Annotated in this window: 16 protein-coding genes; 7 read left to right on the forward strand and 9 right to left on the reverse strand. The window is 59.1% G+C overall.

All coding sequences use genetic code 11. The features are described from left to right. The first annotated feature begins 25 nt into the window (after positions 1 to 25). Positions 26 to 886: a universal stress protein gene (locus JL015_RS21090; protein ID WP_201019803.1), complete on the forward strand. Its 861-nt coding sequence runs from the start codon at positions 26 to 28 to the stop codon at positions 884 to 886. A 200-nt stretch (positions 887 to 1,086) separates the two neighbouring features. On the opposite strand, the gene JL015_RS21095 is transcribed toward JL015_RS21090, so the two are convergent. Beyond that, a complete protein-coding gene (locus JL015_RS21095) occupies positions 1,087 to 1,557 on the reverse strand; it encodes a DUF1289 domain-containing protein (protein ID WP_201004362.1) in 471 nt (156 codons plus the stop codon). Positions 1,558 to 1,956: 399 nt separating this feature from the next. Here JL015_RS21095 and acnB point away from each other — a divergent pair, with 399 nt between their 5' ends. From acnB to JL015_RS21110, 3 genes are all read left to right on the forward strand, one after another. Continuing rightward, positions 1,957 to 4,557: a bifunctional aconitate hydratase 2/2-methylisocitrate dehydratase gene (gene acnB, locus JL015_RS21100; protein ID WP_201004364.1), complete on the forward strand. Its 2,601-nt coding sequence runs from the start codon at positions 1,957 to 1,959 to the stop codon at positions 4,555 to 4,557. A gap of 151 nt (positions 4,558 to 4,708) precedes the next feature. Beyond that, positions 4,709 to 5,587: an alpha/beta hydrolase family protein gene (locus JL015_RS21105; protein ID WP_201019804.1), complete on the forward strand. Its 879-nt coding sequence runs from the start codon at positions 4,709 to 4,711 to the stop codon at positions 5,585 to 5,587. Then, entirely contained in the window at positions 5,577 to 5,999 is a 423-nt protein-coding gene (locus tag JL015_RS21110) for a MarR family winged helix-turn-helix transcriptional regulator (protein WP_201019805.1), read from the forward strand. The genes JL015_RS21105 and JL015_RS21110 overlap by 11 nt, the downstream gene beginning before the upstream one ends. A gap of 9 nt (positions 6,000 to 6,008) precedes the next feature. Here JL015_RS21110 and JL015_RS21115 read toward each other — a convergent pair whose 3' ends face one another. Further along, positions 6,009 to 6,935, reverse strand: a complete 927-nt coding sequence (locus JL015_RS21115; RefSeq protein ID WP_201019806.1) for a LysR family transcriptional regulator — start codon at positions 6,933 to 6,935, stop codon at positions 6,009 to 6,011. A gap of 144 nt (positions 6,936 to 7,079) precedes the next feature. Here JL015_RS21115 and JL015_RS21120 point away from each other — a divergent pair, with 144 nt between their 5' ends. After that, the gene (locus JL015_RS21120; RefSeq protein ID WP_201019807.1) at positions 7,080 to 7,484 is read left to right on the forward strand and encodes a RidA family protein; all 405 of its coding nucleotides are present in this window, start codon (positions 7,080 to 7,082) and stop codon (positions 7,482 to 7,484) included. Positions 7,485 to 7,532: 48 nt separating this feature from the next. Here JL015_RS21120 and JL015_RS21125 read toward each other — a convergent pair whose 3' ends face one another. From JL015_RS21125 to JL015_RS21135, 3 genes are all read right to left on the reverse strand, one after another. Then, a complete protein-coding gene (locus tag JL015_RS21125; RefSeq protein ID WP_201019808.1) occupies positions 7,533 to 7,973 on the reverse strand; it encodes a YqaA family protein in 441 nt (146 codons plus the stop codon). Between the two features lie 93 nt (positions 7,974 to 8,066). Further along, positions 8,067 to 8,405 carry a low molecular weight protein tyrosine phosphatase family protein gene (locus JL015_RS21130; RefSeq protein WP_201019886.1) on the reverse strand — a complete coding sequence of 113 codons (339 nt, stop codon included), beginning with the start codon at positions 8,403 to 8,405 and terminating at the stop codon, positions 8,067 to 8,069. Positions 8,406 to 8,454: 49 nt separating this feature from the next. Next, positions 8,455 to 8,796 carry a hypothetical protein gene (locus JL015_RS21135; RefSeq protein WP_201019809.1) on the reverse strand — a complete coding sequence of 114 codons (342 nt, stop codon included), beginning with the start codon at positions 8,794 to 8,796 and terminating at the stop codon, positions 8,455 to 8,457. 216 nt (positions 8,797 to 9,012) lie between these two features. On the opposite strand from JL015_RS21135, the gene JL015_RS21140 reads away from it, so the two are divergent. Continuing rightward, positions 9,013 to 9,177: a hypothetical protein gene (locus JL015_RS21140; protein WP_201019890.1), complete on the forward strand. Its 165-nt coding sequence runs from the start codon at positions 9,013 to 9,015 to the stop codon at positions 9,175 to 9,177. 6 nt (positions 9,178 to 9,183) lie between these two features. On the opposite strand, the gene JL015_RS21145 is transcribed toward JL015_RS21140, so the two are convergent. From JL015_RS21145 to JL015_RS21160, 4 genes are read right to left on the reverse strand one after another with little or no spacing between them, the layout of a single operon-like run. After that, positions 9,184 to 10,938, reverse strand: a complete 1,755-nt coding sequence (locus tag JL015_RS21145) for an ABC transporter ATP-binding protein (RefSeq protein ID WP_201019810.1) — start codon at positions 10,936 to 10,938, stop codon at positions 9,184 to 9,186. Further along, a complete protein-coding gene (locus JL015_RS21150) occupies positions 10,935 to 12,083 on the reverse strand; it encodes a beta-galactosidase (protein WP_201019811.1) in 1,149 nt (382 codons plus the stop codon). Before JL015_RS21150 ends, JL015_RS21145 begins: the two co-directional genes overlap by 4 nt. Further along, positions 12,070 to 13,269 carry a UDP-galactopyranose mutase gene (gene glf, locus JL015_RS21155; RefSeq protein ID WP_201019812.1) on the reverse strand — a complete coding sequence of 400 codons (1,200 nt, stop codon included), beginning with the start codon at positions 13,267 to 13,269 and terminating at the stop codon, positions 12,070 to 12,072. Before glf ends, JL015_RS21150 begins: the two co-directional genes overlap by 14 nt. Continuing rightward, complete coding sequence (locus JL015_RS21160; RefSeq protein WP_201019813.1) at positions 13,257 to 14,426, reverse strand: glycosyltransferase family 1 protein; 1,170 nt, start codon at positions 14,424 to 14,426, stop codon at positions 13,257 to 13,259. The genes glf and JL015_RS21160 overlap by 13 nt, the downstream gene beginning before the upstream one ends. Before the next feature lie 257 nt (positions 14,427 to 14,683). On the opposite strand from JL015_RS21160, the gene galE reads away from it, so the two are divergent. Further along, on the forward strand, positions 14,684 to 15,787 hold the full coding sequence (gene galE, locus JL015_RS21165) for a UDP-glucose 4-epimerase GalE (RefSeq protein ID WP_201019814.1): 1,104 nt from the start codon (positions 14,684 to 14,686) through the stop codon (positions 15,785 to 15,787). The last annotated feature ends 75 nt before the right edge of the window (positions 15,788 to 15,862 follow it).

Below are 15,862 nucleotides of genomic sequence, written 5' to 3' on the forward strand. Positions count from 1 at the left end.
AATTTGCCTTGTGGAGGTTAACCCCATGCAGTCTATTCGCAGCATCCTGGTGGTCATCGATCCCAACCACGCCGATAGCCTGGCCCTAAAGCGCGCGAAACTGATTGCCGGGGTCACTCAGGCTCATCTGCACCTGCTGATCTGTGACAAGGATCATCCCCATACGCAACAACTCAACGAGCTGAAAAGAAACCTTCAGGAAGAAGGCTTCACCGCCAGCGCGGAACAGCACTGGGAAGAGTCCACCCACAAGACCATCTGCAAGGTGCAGCAAACCGAGGGCTGCGGCCTGGTCATAAAGCAGCACCTGCCGGACAACCCGCTGAAAAAGGCCCTGCTCACTCCCGACGACTGGAAACTGCTGCGCTACTGCCCAAGCCCGGTGTTGATGGTCAAGACGTCACGGCCCTGGACAGGCGGCGTGATTCTCGCGGCTGTGGATGTCGGCAATGCGGATGGAGAACACAAGACGCTGCATTACAGCATCGTCGATCACGGCTATGACATTGCAGCACTGGCCAAGGGGCACTTGCACGTCATAACCGCCCATCCGTCGCCCATGCTGTCGGCTGCCGACCCGATCTACCAGCTCAAGGAAAGCATCGAAACCCGCTATCGAGAGCAATGCCAGGCGTTCCAGACGGAATTCGATATCGACGACACCCACCTGCATATCGCAGAAGGTCCGGCTGATGTGCTGATTCCCTTTACGGCCAACCAGCTCGACGCAGTGGTCACCATCATCGGCACCGTGGCGCGTACCGGTCTTTCAGGCGCACTGATCGGCAACACCGCCGAAGTGGTACTCGACTCGCTGGAAAGTGATGTGCTGGTTCTCAAGACCGAGGAAATCATCCGGCATCTGGAGGAGATGTTTGATGCGTAGCGAATGAACGCCTACAAACTGATGCCGATCAGTCAAGGCATACATGTCACCTGTGGGAGGGGCCTTGGCCGCGACGACCTGCTGACAGGCAACACATTTTCAGCGCCTGAAACCGGGCTGTCGCGGTCAAGGCCCCTCTCACGGATTTTGATTTCAGCCACCCGACTTTTGAAATCAGCCTCTCAAGGTCGGCATTACTCCTACAAACCGAGCGCATCCTTAAGGAAACCCGGCGCGATATATCGCTGGTAATGGGCTTCGGACAGCAGGAAAAACTCACGGTCGATGGCATCACGCAACTCAGGCAGCGCCCAGTCGCGGAACTCCGGCAGCAGCACGAAGCCATAGGCCTCGACCTGATTGATGACCCGCGCACCGCGAGCGATCAATTGATAGGCCCAGCAATATTCGGACTGATGCGCCACAAAGCGGATCTTGCGCTGGACGAGCTGCATGCGCAGCTTCTCGACATCGAAAATTTCGAGCTTGGCCGCCATCACCTGAACCAGCAATTGCTCCAGGCGCAGCCAGACCGCTCTTTTCTCGTCTTCGTTATAGCCGTTCCAGTGGACCACTTCATGATGGAAACGCTTGCAGCCACGGCACACCAGGTCCCCGTAAACAGTGGAGCAAAGGCCGACACAAGGCGTTTTGATGATTTGATCAGGCATGGCTGGCAGGACAAGGGCAGGCGAAACGAGAAGGCATGTTAGCCCTTTGTCTAACAAGGGTCACCCCCGAAGATGTAGGGTCTAACTTACCTTTAACGAAGTTTTGCCGTAGAATCATCGGGCCTTAGATGGCGCCAATGTCCGTTAGAAGCTGTTTTCAAAGCGTCACGAGCACAGTCAAGTTAATCCCGCAGTCCGGTGTCGGCAGGCCGTTCCCTCATCACGAATGGCCATGTCGACCTACACTCCCCCCGTCCTGCAGGCGTAAAACTTTGAAAACAGCTTCGTAAGGAATTGCCGATACCCTGCCAACAAGGCTCGAAAGCCTTGCGTGGGTGCGGACAATTTCTGGATGAGCGTCCCGGACACCCATTTGGGACCACTGATGAGGGTAATACTGTGCTTGAAGCCTACCGCAAACACATCGAAGAGCGTGCCGCCCAGGGTATCGTGCCCCAGCCGCTTAACGCCGAACAAACCGCAGCCCTTATTGAGTTGCTGAAGAATCCCCCCGCTGGCGAAGAAGACTTTCTTGTCGATCTGATCACCAATCGCATTCCACCGGGCGTGGACGAAGCGGCCTACGTCAAGGCCGGCTTCCTGTCTGCTCTGGCCAAGGGCGAAGCCACTTCCCCGCTGATCGACAAAAAACGCGCTACCGAACTGTTGGGCACCATGCAAGGTGGCTACAACATCGTTACTCTGGTTGCCCTGCTCGACGATGCAGAGCTGGCACCGGTCGCTGCCGAACAGCTCAAGCACACGCTGCTGATGTTCGACGCCTTCCACGACGTTGCTGAAAAAGCCAAGAGCGGCAATGCGCACGCTCAGGCAGTCCTGCAATCCTGGGCTGACGGCGAGTGGTTCAAGAAGCGCCCTGTACTGGCTGACAAGATCAGCCTGCGCGTCTTCAAGGTCACCGGCGAAACCAACACCGACGACCTGTCCCCGGCACCTGATGCCTGGTCCCGTCCGGATATCCCGCTGCACGCCCTGGCCATGCTGAAAATGGCCCGTGAAGGCATCGTTCCTGACGTGCAAGGCTCCATCGGTCCGATGAAGCAGATCGAAGAAATGCGCGGCCAGGGTTTCCCTATCGCCTACGTCGGTGACGTGGTCGGTACCGGTTCCTCGCGTAAATCGGCAACCAACTCGGTTCTGTGGTTCTTCGGCGACGACGTTCCTTATGTCCCGAACAAGCGTGCCGGTGGTTTCTGCTTCGGCAGCAAGATCGCCCCGATCTTCTACAACACCATGGAAGATGCTGGCGCACTGCCAATCGAATTCGACGTTTCCAACATGCACATGGGCGACGTGATCGACCTGTACCCGCATGAAGGCAAAGTCACCAAGCACAACAGCGACGAAGTCCTGACCACCTTCGAGATGAAGACTCCGGTCCTGCTCGACGAAGTGCGTGCCGGTGGCCGTATTCCCCTGATCATCGGTCGTGGTCTGACCGGCAAGGCACGCGCCGAGCTGGGTCTGCCACCATCGGATCTGTTCAAGACTCCGGATCAGCCGGCTGCCAGCACCAAGGGTTTCACCCTGGCGCAGAAAATGGTCGGCAAGGCATGCGGCGTGGAAGGTATCCGTCCGGGCACCTACTGCGAACCGAAGATGACTACCGTCGGTTCCCAGGACACCACTGGCCCGATGACCCGCGACGAGCTGAAAGACCTGGCTTGCCTGGGCTTCTCCACCGATCTGGTCATGCAGTCCTTCTGCCACACCGCAGCTTATCCAAAGCCGATCGACGTCAAGACTCACCACACGCTGCCTGATTTCATCATGACCCGTGGCGGTGTTTCCCTGCGTCCAGGCGACGGCATCATCCATAGCTGGCTGAACCGCATGCTGCTGCCGGACACCGTCGGCACCGGTGGCGACTCCCACACCCGCTTCCCGATCGGTATCTCCTTCCCGGCCGGTTCCGGTCTGGTTGCCTTCGCCGCAGCCACCGGCGTCATGCCGCTGGACATGCCTGAGTCGATCCTGGTCCGCTTCAAGGGCAAGCTGCAACCTGGCATCACCCTGCGCGACCTGGTTCACGCCATTCCTTACTACGCGATCCAGGCTGGCCTGCTGACCGTAGAGAAGAAAGGCAAGAAGAACGCCTTCTCTGGCCGTATCCTGGAAATCGAAGGTCTGGAAAACCTCAGCATCGAACAGGCTTTCGAGCTGTCCGACGCTTCGGCCGAACGTTCGGCTGCCGGTTGCACCATCAAGCTGGCAAAAGAGCCGATCATCGAGTACCTGAACTCCAACATCACCCTGCTGCGCTGGATGATCGAGCAAGGCTACGGTGATCCACGCACTCTGGAACGCCGCGCCAAGGCGATGGAAGCCTGGATTGCCGACCCGCAACTGCTGGAAGCCGACAAGGACGCCGAATACGCCGAAATCATCGAAATCGACCTGGCCGACGTCAAGGAGCCTGTGCTCTGCGCGCCGAACGACCCGGACGACGCACGCCTGCTGTCTTCGGTACAGGGCGAGAAGATCGACGAAGTGTTCATCGGTTCCTGCATGACCAACATCGGCCACTTCCGCGCTGCGGGCAAGTTGCTGGATCAGGTCAAAGGCCAGTTGCCGACTCGCCTGTGGCTGTCGCCTCCGACCAAGATGGACGCTCACCAGTTGACCGAAGAAGGCTACTACGGCATCTACGGCAAGGCTGGCGCGCGCATGGAAATGCCAGGCTGCTCGCTGTGCATGGGTAACCAGGCTCGCGTTGAACCGAACTCCACCGTGGTTTCGACTTCGACCCGTAACTTCCCGAACCGTCTGGGTGACGGCGCAAACGTCTACCTGGCTTCGGCCGAGCTGGCGTCAGTCGCTTCGATCCTGGGTCGCCTGCCGACCGTCGAGGAGTACATGAGCTACGCGAACCAGATCGACACCATGGCAGCGGACGTATACCGCTACCTGAGCTTCGATCAGATCGCCGAGTTCCGCGAAGCCGCTGCGAACGCCAATATCCCGGTCGTTCAAGCGTAAGCACGAAACACAGCGTTAAAAGAACCCCATCCTTGTGATGGGGTTTTTTATTGGCTGTGCGTTTTTCCAAACTCTCCAATCGTCGTGGAAAATGCTTGCCGCTATTTATTTCGTATGTTAAATAATTTACTTCACATGCGAAATAACTCCCATGCGAACGACAACCCATTCGATCACCTGCACCAATGGTCACAGCGTCGAGGTCACGACCCATACCGGCGCAGGACCTGTGAAAGCAGTGGTTCAGATAAACCCGGCGACGGGCGTCACCGAGCGCATGTACTTGCCGTTCGCCCAGTATCTGGTCGCCAATGGCTTTACCGTCATCACCTACAACTATCGGGGTGTCAGCAGGAAAGGTCCTCATCCGAAAACCGTTCAGGCGGGTTTTGTTTCGTGGGCTGACAACGATGTCGAAGCCGTCACCCACTGGGTGTCCGGGCAGTACAAGGGGGTTGCTCACCTTGCGATAGGCCATAGCTTCGGCGGGCATGCCATCGGGTTATGCGAGAGCAGCAACAAGCTCAGCGCGGCAGTGACTCTATGCGCCCATGCGGGCTGTCTGCGATTCATAAGTCCCTGGCAGGAACGCTTGAAAGTGGCGATTCTGCTCAAAGTCCTTGGCCCGCTCAGCGCCAAATTCCTGGGCTATTTTCCGGGGCGCAGGCTGGGAATTGGTGAAGACCTGCCAGCCGATGTCATGCGCGAGTGGTCACGCTGGACAAGCCTTCGCCAGTACTTTTTTGACGACCCAACAGTCAATGCCACTGCCCGTTTTGCCAGGCCCACACTGCCGGTGCTGGCCATAGGCGTCGATGACGATCCATGGGCACCCGCCGAAGCCATCGACCTGATGACAGAGCATCTGACCGGCTGTGCTGTAGAGCGACGTCAGTTTGCTCCGGCGGACAGTCACGGTTCGACCATCGGGCACCTGGGCTTTTTCCGCCAACAACATGCCGACACCCTATGGCCCGTAGTGGCAAGATGGCTGGAAGCTCAGTTACCGGGTAATCCAAATGGCGCATGACCGTCGCTACGTCTATTTATTGAATGCTGCTCAAAAAAGCCTGTCCCGATACATCGAGCGGCATATCTCGAATCGCGCCGGCATCAGCGCCACTCAGGCTGGCGCACTCTTTGTACTCAATGGGCAGGATGGCGCCCTCAGCGGCGAAGTCGCGCTGGCGCTGGATATCGCGCCTTCCGCCATGACCGGGCTGGCCGACCGGATGGTCAGGTCAGGGCTGATCGAGCGCCGCGTCGATGAACATGACAAGCGCAGCTTTCGTTTGTGGCTGACGGATGCAGGCCGGACAGCGACCTTGCAGGCCACATCGGAACTGGCACCGCTGAATGAAAAACTGACCCAGGCATTCAGCGATGAGGAAATGGAGGTTGTTTCCAGATGGCTCGCAGCCGTCAGGGATCGCAGCCAGTGACGGCCTGATTCAGACTCCGCGCCGGTCAATGACCGGCGCATGTTGCGTCATCAGTTCAGCAACCCAATCGATAAATACCCGAAGCTTGAGGCTGATATGCCGGTTGGGCGGAAATGCCACGTACATCGGCATCGAATCCATGCGCCAATCCTTGAACAGCGGCACCAGATCACCCCGCTCCAGATGGTTTTTGGCCATGTAATCCGGCACCCACAGAACACCCATACCAGCCAGGCCTGCGGCGAGGTAGGCATTGCCATCGTCCACCGCCAGCACGTAACGCCCGTGGACGTGAAGGCTTTCACCCTCGCGGTGCATGGCATAAGGCAAGGCCTTGCCGGTACGCGCCCACAGGAAACCGACGATGCGGTGGTGGGAATCTTCCAGCTCTCGCGGATGCGCAGGTGTGCCGACCCTTTCCAGGTAACTCGGTGCCGCATACACCCCAAGCCTGAGATCACCCACACGCCGGGCCATCAGGGACTGGTCAGTCAACTCGCCACCGCGAACCACGCAATCCACATTCTCGCCGATCACATCCACGATACGGTCGCTGACGCCCATATCGATCTGGATATCCGGGTATCGCGCATGAAACTCAGGCAGGGCTGGCATCAGAATCGTGCTGGCAAACGGGCTGGGCACATCCACCCGCAGCCGCCCTCTGGGCAAGGCCGAAGCGCTGGACAGGCTGGTCTCGGCATCGTCCAGGTCAGCCAGCAGCCTGACAACGCGCTCGTAATAAGCCGCGCCATCAGCCGTGACATTGACCTTGCGCGTCGTTCGGTTGAGCAACTTGATCCGCAAGCGGGCCTCCAGTTGCTGCACCAGTTGCGTCACAGTGGTCTTGCTCATGTGCAGGGTTTCGGCTGCTTTGGTAAAACTCCCCGCCTCTACCACCCGCGCAAAAGCCTGCATCGCATCGAAACGGTCCATTTCTACTCCGGATAACGGCTGGATTGTTTGGATTTTACAAACAGTGCTGGCTACAGTTGCTCGTTTATCGCCCGGATACAAGCTCTTAGAGTTCTCCCATCGTTAATGACGGGTCGCCTTGACCTGCCTCGATGGAGATCAACCATGACAAAGCGTGATGCAGTTTTCCCCGCCGGACGCCTCGAACTTTACGAGCGCAATCGCTATTCGCCCGCGATCCGTTCCAATGGCTTTCTGTTCGTTTCCGGTCAGGTCGGCAGCAAGGAGGATGGCTCGCCAGAGCAGGATCTGGTGATACAGGTCAGGACAGCCTTCAGCAATCTGAATGCCATCCTTAAGGAGGCGGGTTGCACCTTCGATGACGTAGTCGATGTCACCGTCTTCATGGTCGACCCCGAATCGAAGTTCGAGAAAATCTGGACGGTGTTCCCTGAGTTCTGGGGCCAGGCACCGTACCCGACACTGACGGCAGTGGGCGTCACCTGGCTTTATGGCTTTGATTTCGAGATCAAGGTGATTGCCAGGATTCCAGATGCTGTTGAGGGTTGAGCCGCCATGATGATCTGGCTCGCCATGCAGATCATCAGTTCTGGCCCTTTAGGCCATCCACCCGAGAGTAATCGCTGTCAGCACCAGATAACGCAGCCCTTTGGCAAGCGTGACGATAAGCAGAAAACTCCAGAACGGCTCGCGCATGACGCCCGCGATCATGGTGATGGGGTCGCCGATGATCGGCACCCAACTGAACAACAGCGCCCAGCGTCCGTAGCGCTTGTAAGTGTGCTGGGCCTTGTCCAGATGGCGCTCGCTGACCGGAAACCAGCGCCGATGCCGAAAGCGCTCGATAGAGCGGCCCAGATACCAGTTCACGGCTGAGCCCAGAACATTGCCTGACGTGGCAACCAGCAAGAGCAGAATCGTCGTATAGCGCTCCGAAAGCAGCATGCCGACCAGCACGGCTTCGGATTGCAGCGGTAACAGCGTGGCAGCGCCAAACGCCACGGCAAAAAGCCCCAGATAACTTGTCAGCTCGAACATCGAGTCATACCTTCATGCCGCCGCTCTCATCAAAAAACGCAACATCATGAATTAAATGGGGTTTATGTGGAATGCTGGCGCTTCTTATCTCGGCTAACCTGGATTAACGGCAGGTAGATATGGCTCGACACGTGTCCGCAGTATCGTGATCAGATCCGGGCTCATGTATTCAAAATCGTCAGGAATATCCAGGCATACGATGCGTTTGTCAGCCAATACCTTGCGGAATCGGGCTGCCAGTTTTCTGCGGTGCGCAGGCTCCATGACAAACACTACATCAGCCCATTCCAGAGACTCGGTATCCATTGGGATATCAGCATCCCTGCCAACACCCGCCGACGCGGTTTCCACGCCCGGCCACTGTGCAAATACATGCTCGGCGGTCGGGCTGCGCAGTCGGTTTTTACCGCAGATAAAAAGCACATTCAAAATGATCGGCTCCAACGAGCAACTGGAAATCGCTCAATATACTACCGGCTACTTACAAACACTCCTGCGCCGCCCGCTCGAATCGGGAGGTGACGAGCGTCGATGCCAATAGTTGGCGCTCATACAAAAACACTTTTCCGCCTGCCGGAGCCTTGTAGGCCTCAATAACGTTGTCAGCCGCGACCGGGCTGGAGACGACAATCCTGTAGTGCCGCTGAGATTGCGACAACACCGGGTTCAATGAATGTTCTTGCAGTTTGGGCATTACACACTGCACGTATTCATCGGGAGCCTTACTGGTTTGCAAGACAAGCGTCGGTTGATTCGGTGCAGAAGCGCAGCCATTCAACAACGCAAAAACGACGGCAATGGCCGGAACAGTCAAAAGGCGCATGTGAAGATCCTGAAATAAAAAAACGGCTCATCGAGCCGTATGTCCAATGCGCGCATTTTCCATATTTATTACAGGGAATAAAATCTCTGGTTTCTGATAGTCACTATCAGCGACACCGATGAAGTCGGCCCCGTCCGTCCGCCCCGCTTCAATCCTACTGAACATTCCTCCCGGCACCTTCCTCAACTCAGGTAGAACCCAACCCGAGGTGAACCGATGAACACGTCCCTGCCCAACACCCCAAGCACGCCAGATCAATCCGGAACCGAAGGCGATCTGGACAACGACCCCACTCAGAACGAGCCAGAGGAGCCGAGCGAGGAGAAGATCGATCATGCCATCGAGGAAACCTTCCCAGCCAGCGATCCGATTTCACCTTGAGCCCCATCAATCCTGGCGGCCCATTTCCTGAGCCTGCCAGAATGTCTGGAACAGTCCGCCCGCGCTACGCAGCCGCCCGGGCGGGCCGTCTTCGACGATGCAGCCTTGTTGCATCACCAGCACCCTGTCAAACGCACTGAGGGTGGTGAGCCGATGGGCGATGGCCAGTACCGTTCGACCGCGCATCAGGCTGCCGAGCGCCGACTGGATGATGGCTTCGGAGCTTGAATCCAGAGCAGCAGTGGCTTCGTCGAGCAACAGGATCGGAGCGTTCTTGAGGAAGGCCCGTGCAATGCCCAGGCGCTGGCGCTGACCACCGGAAAGCATCACGCCCCGCTCGCCCACCAGGGTTTCATAGCCTTGGAGCAACTGGTCGATGAACTCGTGACAATAAGCACTGCGAGCGGCGGCGATCACTTCCTCGCGGGAGGCCTCGGGTCGGCCGTAGGCAATGTTTTCGTAGATGCTGCGGTTGAACAGGGTTGGCTCCTGAGGCACTACGGCTATCTGTCGGCGCAGGCTGTCCTGGCTGATCTGCCGAAGGTCGCGGCCATCGATGCGAATGCTCCCCGTACTGACGTCATCCAGGCGTTGCAACAGCCCCAGCAGAGTGGTCTTGCCTGCGCCGGACGGGCCGACGATGCCAACCCGCTGCCCGGGCTCGATGCGCAGGCTCAATCCACACAGCACCTTGCGAGCACCGGGATAGGCGTACCCGACATCCTGCAACTCGATGGTGCCGGATGGCACAGCCCAGTCCAGCTCGGAGTCGCTGAGGTCATAGGGTTTGGCGATCACTGCCAATGTGTCGCCGACAGCGCCCAGATGCTGGCTGGTCTCGACCAGGGCCAGCGCCAGATCGCGTGAGCCATGCAGGATACGAAACGTCAGAGCACTGACCATCACCACATCGCCAATGCTCACTGCACCGCGAGTCCAGAGCAGAATGGACCAGGCGAGCATGGTTCCCGCCATGCTCGCCAGACACAGGTCATGCAGTACCCGGGCCTTTTCCACGTACATCCAGCTGCGACTCTGAGCCCGCGCCTCCGTGCGGATTTTCGCATCCAGACGCAGGCGCTCCCGCTCCCGCGCCGTGAAGGCCTTGATCGTCCAGACATTGTTGACCAGATCCACAAGCTCACCGCCCACACTGGCAGCCTGCGCCGCATAAAGCTGATGACGACTGCGCCCGCGAATACCGAAGAAGGTAATGATCGCCGCCACCAGCACCACGAAAGCCACCAGTGCCAGAGCCATCTGGATACGCACCATGGCCAGCAGCACCACAGCCCCTAGAAAGTCGACGCAGGGCGGAATGATTTTCCACAACAGCGCACTGTAGATCTGCCCCGCCGCCGCGCCGGTAGCCGAAATGCGGCTGCCCAGGGCTCCGGCGTAGTGCTCGGCAAAGTAGCGCATCGGGTGTCCGGTCAGATGGCTGAACAGGTCCACCCGCATGTCCGCGCAACTGGCAACCACCGTGCGACAGCCCAGCCAGCCGCCCAGACGCCAGAACAGATTTTCGATAGCAATCAGAAAAATGAACAACCCGAAGGCGAACCAGACCCCGGAACGATTTCCCTCTTCTCCCATACTGTCGACCAGCAGCTTCATGCCGTACTGCACGACCACCGCACAACTGGCGGCGGCAATCACCAGCGTGACCATACCGCCATAAGCCCATGGCCGACGCCTGGCGTAGCCCCACAGAAAGCGTCCGGGATTGGGGTTGGGCGGCACACTTTGCGCGATGTTCATGCTGGCGGCCTCTTGGCAATACGCACTTGGGCCTCGGCCAGCCGCAACGCAAACCGGGCCAGAGCAGCACGGGTCGGAGGGTCTTCGGGACGAAATCCACTGGCATCGGCATAGCCAAGCAGACCGCTGTCGCAGTGACGGTCGTCATCCCAGCCGGGATAGTCGAGAACCGGGTACAGGCACAGGCCGCGCAAGTCGACACCTTTGCTCAGCGCAAGAATTGCCTGCTCGCCGACGTAATCCAGCCACGATTCACGCCCGATACCTTCGGTCCCGGTTTCACTGATCACCAGCGGGCGACCATAGCGGACATGGACTTCCATCAGCATGCCAGCCAATGGCCGAAAGTGCGGATCACCAGGACGGATCGTCGGTCCATCGAGGTACCACTGGTTATGTGGATAGAAGTTCACACCGAGGATATCCAGAAAATCCTCCTGACCGCCCAGGCCCGGCCAGCTTCGGCCGCTGATCAGGTCCCAGCTTTCGTACTGAGCCATGCGGTAGACCTCGGCCGCTTCGATATCAGCCGACCGCTGACGCATGGCGCGCACATGAATCAGCGGGTCGGCATGGATGAAACGCGCCCGTGAATCGACCTCGCGAATGGCTGTCATGGCTGCAATGCTGGCGCGCACCAACTGGTGTTTGAGTTCGGTGCCGCGCCGATGCCCCAGCGGATAGAAATAGCCCACCTCGCCACCGCCCCATGCCCAGAAAGACGGCTCGTTGATCGGACAATAAAACGGCACGGCATCGCTGGACTCGCTCACCCGCCTGGCGACTGCCTGGGCCATCCGGGCAAAACGTTCGACGAAGACCGGTCGCCAGATATCCAGATCGTCTGGATATCCGTAGTGCCCCAGATCCCAGATCACCTGGGTGCCAGCCCTCGTGGCGGCCAGCAACAGCGGATCCAGACTGCTGAAGTCATAATGGCCGGGGCGCGGCTCGATCAGGTGCCAACGCACCCCGTCGCGCACAGTGCGCATTCCGTGCCCGGCAAGGCTGCTGTAATCCTGCTCGGCCCAGCGGTCATGCCCGGTTGAGGCGATCAGGTCCAGACGTCGCCCGTCGCCTCTACGGCTGCTGGTGCATTCAAAACCTCCCATGAGAAAACTGGCGAATGGCTCAAGCCCACTCATGGGACGCGCCCTCGGCAGTTGCGCCGCGGGTCTGGGCAATACGTTGGTAAAGCGCCAACGCCTGCCCCACCACTTGATCCATGTTGTAGTACTTGTAAGTCCCTAAGCGCCCGAGGAAGGTCACGCCTTCGGTGGACTCGGCCAGCACCTTGTAGCGCTGATACAACTCGGCATTCTCTGGAGCCGGGACCGGGTAATAGGGATCACCTTCAGCACAGGGGTATTCGTAGGTCACACTGGTTTGCGCATGCTCCTGACCGGTCAGGTGCTTGTACTCGGTGATGCGGGTATGGGGCACGTTCTCGTCGGGATAGTTGACCACGGCCACGTCTTGAAAGTGTTCCTGCGCCAGGGTCCGGTGCTCGAAACGCAGGGAACGATAAGGCAGACGCCCAAGCGAATAGCTGAAGTACTCGTCCACCGGCCCGCAATAAACCAGATGGCCACGGGGCAGTAGCCGGTCGACCTCGGCGAAATCCACATCCAGCAGAATGTCGATACCCGGATGATCCAGCATTCGCTCGAACATGGCGGTGTAACCCTGCTGAGGCATCATCTGAAAGCTGTCAGTGAAATAACGGTCATCGGTGTTGGTCCGCGCTGGCACACGGGCCGTGACCGAACGATCGAGCTGCGCCGGATCGAGCCCCCACTGCTTGCGGGTATAACCACGAAAGAACAGCTCATACAGCTCGCGCCCGACCTGACCGACCACCACGTCCTCGGCGCTACGTATCGGCTCGACAGCTTCGGCGCGCTCGGCAAGAAACGCCTCGGCACCTGCCTCGTCCAGCTCCAGATCATAGAGCCGATTGAGCGTGGTCAGGTTTATCGGTATCGGCACCTGTTGCCCACGCACCTGAGCCAACACCCGATGCTCATAAGACCGCCATTCGGTGAAGCGCGACAGGTAGTCGACGATCCGCTGGGCATTGGTATGGAAGATATGCGGCCCATAGCGATGCACCAGAATCCCGGCCTCGTCCAGATGATCGTAGGCATTACCGCCGATGTGCCCGCGACGGTCGATCAACAAGACCTTCAGGCGCAACCCGCAAGCCAGACGCTCGGCCAGCACGCTACCCGCAAAACCGGCGCCGACGATGAGATAGTCGTAGAAGGGTGCGCCGCCCTCCTGTAATTGCCCGGCACGCTCCCGGGCCTGTTCGAGTGTCAGGCCAGGCATGCAATGTGCTCCATCATGGCGTTCCAGGTTGTGTCCCAGCTCATGCCGTTCAGGGCCTGATCCGCCAGACGAAACAATGCCTCACGGTCCTGGCGCTGGATCAGTGCAGCTTCGACGGCAGCGACGAAACCGGGCACATCCTCGGCAATATGCACCACCGGGCAAGCGCCATAGGTGCGCACTACATCGCGGATCGGCGTACTGACTACAGGGCAACCACCCGCGAGATACTCAGGCGTCTTGGTCGGGCTGATGAAGCGTGTGGCTTCATTGCGGGCAAAGGGCATCAGGGCCACATCCCATCCGCTCAGGTAAGCGGGCAATTCACTGTAAGCCTTGCCGCCCAGGTAATGGATGTTGGGCAGCCTCGGCAGGCTGGCCTCGTCGATCTTGACGACAGGCCCCAGAATCACCAGTTGCCAGTCGGGGCGCTGCCTGGCCAGACCTTCGAGCAACGCAAGATCAAGACGCTCGTCGACCACACCAAAAAAACCCAGTCGCGGATGGGCAATAACCGCCTGATCGACTGGCTCGGGCAAAGCCTGCCGGGCGCTGGCGAAATGTTCGATATCAACACTGCTGGGCATCGCATGGACATTACCATGCTGGGCACGCTTGGCTTCCCACAGGCTGACACCGCCCGTGAAAACCACATCCGCCAAGGCCAACAGACGCCGCTCGCGCTCAAGCAACTGCGGCGGCGCGCCCTTGAATGCCGAGAGTTCATCCATGCAGTCATAAACAGTCCCTCGGGCCGGCAGGTGCTCGCTGAACCCCAGGCTCATGGGCGTGAAATACCAGCGCAACAGCACCTCGCGAGGATTGCGCAGCAGGTAGTCATCCAGCAACTCGCGAAGTTTCTGTTCGGTCTGTGCGGCATCCAGCCCGACCGGCAGGTGCGGCGTTGCCACCGTGACCCCGCTGCTCTGAAGGGACAGTTGCAGATAAGCCTGCTCACCTTCGGCCGCCAGCGGCTCCTCGAAGAAAAGCACATCGTAGCGCCGAGCCATGCGCGTCATCAGGTGTTGCGGGCGCTGATAGACGAACCCCCAACGCAAATGTGAAAGGCAAACAAGCAAGGGACGTATGCTGGCAACTGCTTCATGGCCTTCGGCCAAATGCTCTGCGATGGGGTATGCAGCCGGGGTTGCAATCATGAGGTTCTCTCCAGAGCAAGTGATGTCGTGGCGATGAGCAAGACACCTGACACAGAGTTATGGACGAGTGCCCTGCGACGAGCGTTCAGTCGAGACACCTTGATGGCCGACCAGTGACATGACCGTCCGGCCAATTCCCGGAACCGGGGATCGGAACTGCCTTTCGTTATGAAGTAAGCGATCCATTTCATCCGCGCAGACCTTCGCCATAGCGCAACAGCGGTCGCACCCCACTTATTTCATGCGAAGGTGACTCTATGATCCTTGTGACCGGTGGAGCTGGTTACATCGGAGCCCACGCGGTACTCGCCCTTCTGGAGGTAGGCGAAGATGTGCTGGTTCTGGACAATTTCTGCAACAGCAGCCCACATGCTCTGACACGAATAGAACAGATCTGTGGCCGTCGTCCTGTGTTGGTGCAAGGCGATGTGCGCAACCGCGAAGTGCTCGCCAAACTGTTTGCACGCTACCCGATCCGGGCAGTGCTGCACTTCGCTGGCCTCAAGGCGGTGAGCGAAAGCGTGCGCAAGCCGCTGCACTACTACGACACCAATGTCAGCGGCAGTATCAACCTGTGCCAGGCGATGGCAGCCGCCGGTGTTTTCACTCTGGTGTTCAGTTCGTCGGCTACCGTTTATGGCAGTTGCCGCAAGATGCCTATCGACGAACAGGCACGCCGAGGCCGGCCAACCAATCCCTACGGCCAATCGAAGCTGATGGCCGAACAGGTGCTCGGCAGTCTGGCGCGTGCCGATCAACGCTGGCGCATCGCGCTGCTGCGCTATTTCAATCCGGTTGGCGCTCACCCGTCGGGGCTGATCGGCGAATCGCCCACCGCGATCCCGAACAACCTGTTGCCCTACCTGCTGCGCGTCGCTGACGGGCAGTTGCCGGTGCTACCGGTCTATGGCGGGGATTACCCGACGGTGGACGGCAGCGGCGTGCGGGACTACATACACGTTCAAGACCTGGTCGCCGGACATCTCGATGCGTTGCGCTACCTGCGCAACAACAGCGGAATCCGCGCCTGGAACCTGGGAACAGGCATCGACTATTCGGTGCTGCAAGTGGTGAGTACCTTCGAGCGGGTCACCGGGATGAAGGTGCCTGTACAAATGCGCGAGCGGCGTCCCGGCGATGTCGCGCAATGCTGGGCCGATCCGTCACGGGCGTTGCGTGAACTGGGCTGGGTAGCCCGGCATGGCCTGGAAACCATGTTGCGCGATGCCTGGCACTGGCAATGCACGAGCCCCGAAGGTTACGAAGACGGACTGCTCGCCGTGCAAGAGCCGATACCCGGCGTGCCGCTCGCGACAGACGATGGCTTGCGTGCGCTTTCCATGTCTCGCACGCGGCAGTGATTCTGTGAGCTTTCGCGAATGAATTCGCTCCTACGGTAGCGAATTCATTCGCGAAAACATGTTGCCTTCAAATCC

This window comes from Pseudomonas cichorii (assembly GCF_015471405.1).
GTDB classification, from domain to species: domain Bacteria; phylum Pseudomonadota; class Gammaproteobacteria; order Pseudomonadales; family Pseudomonadaceae; genus Aquipseudomonas; species Aquipseudomonas serbiensis.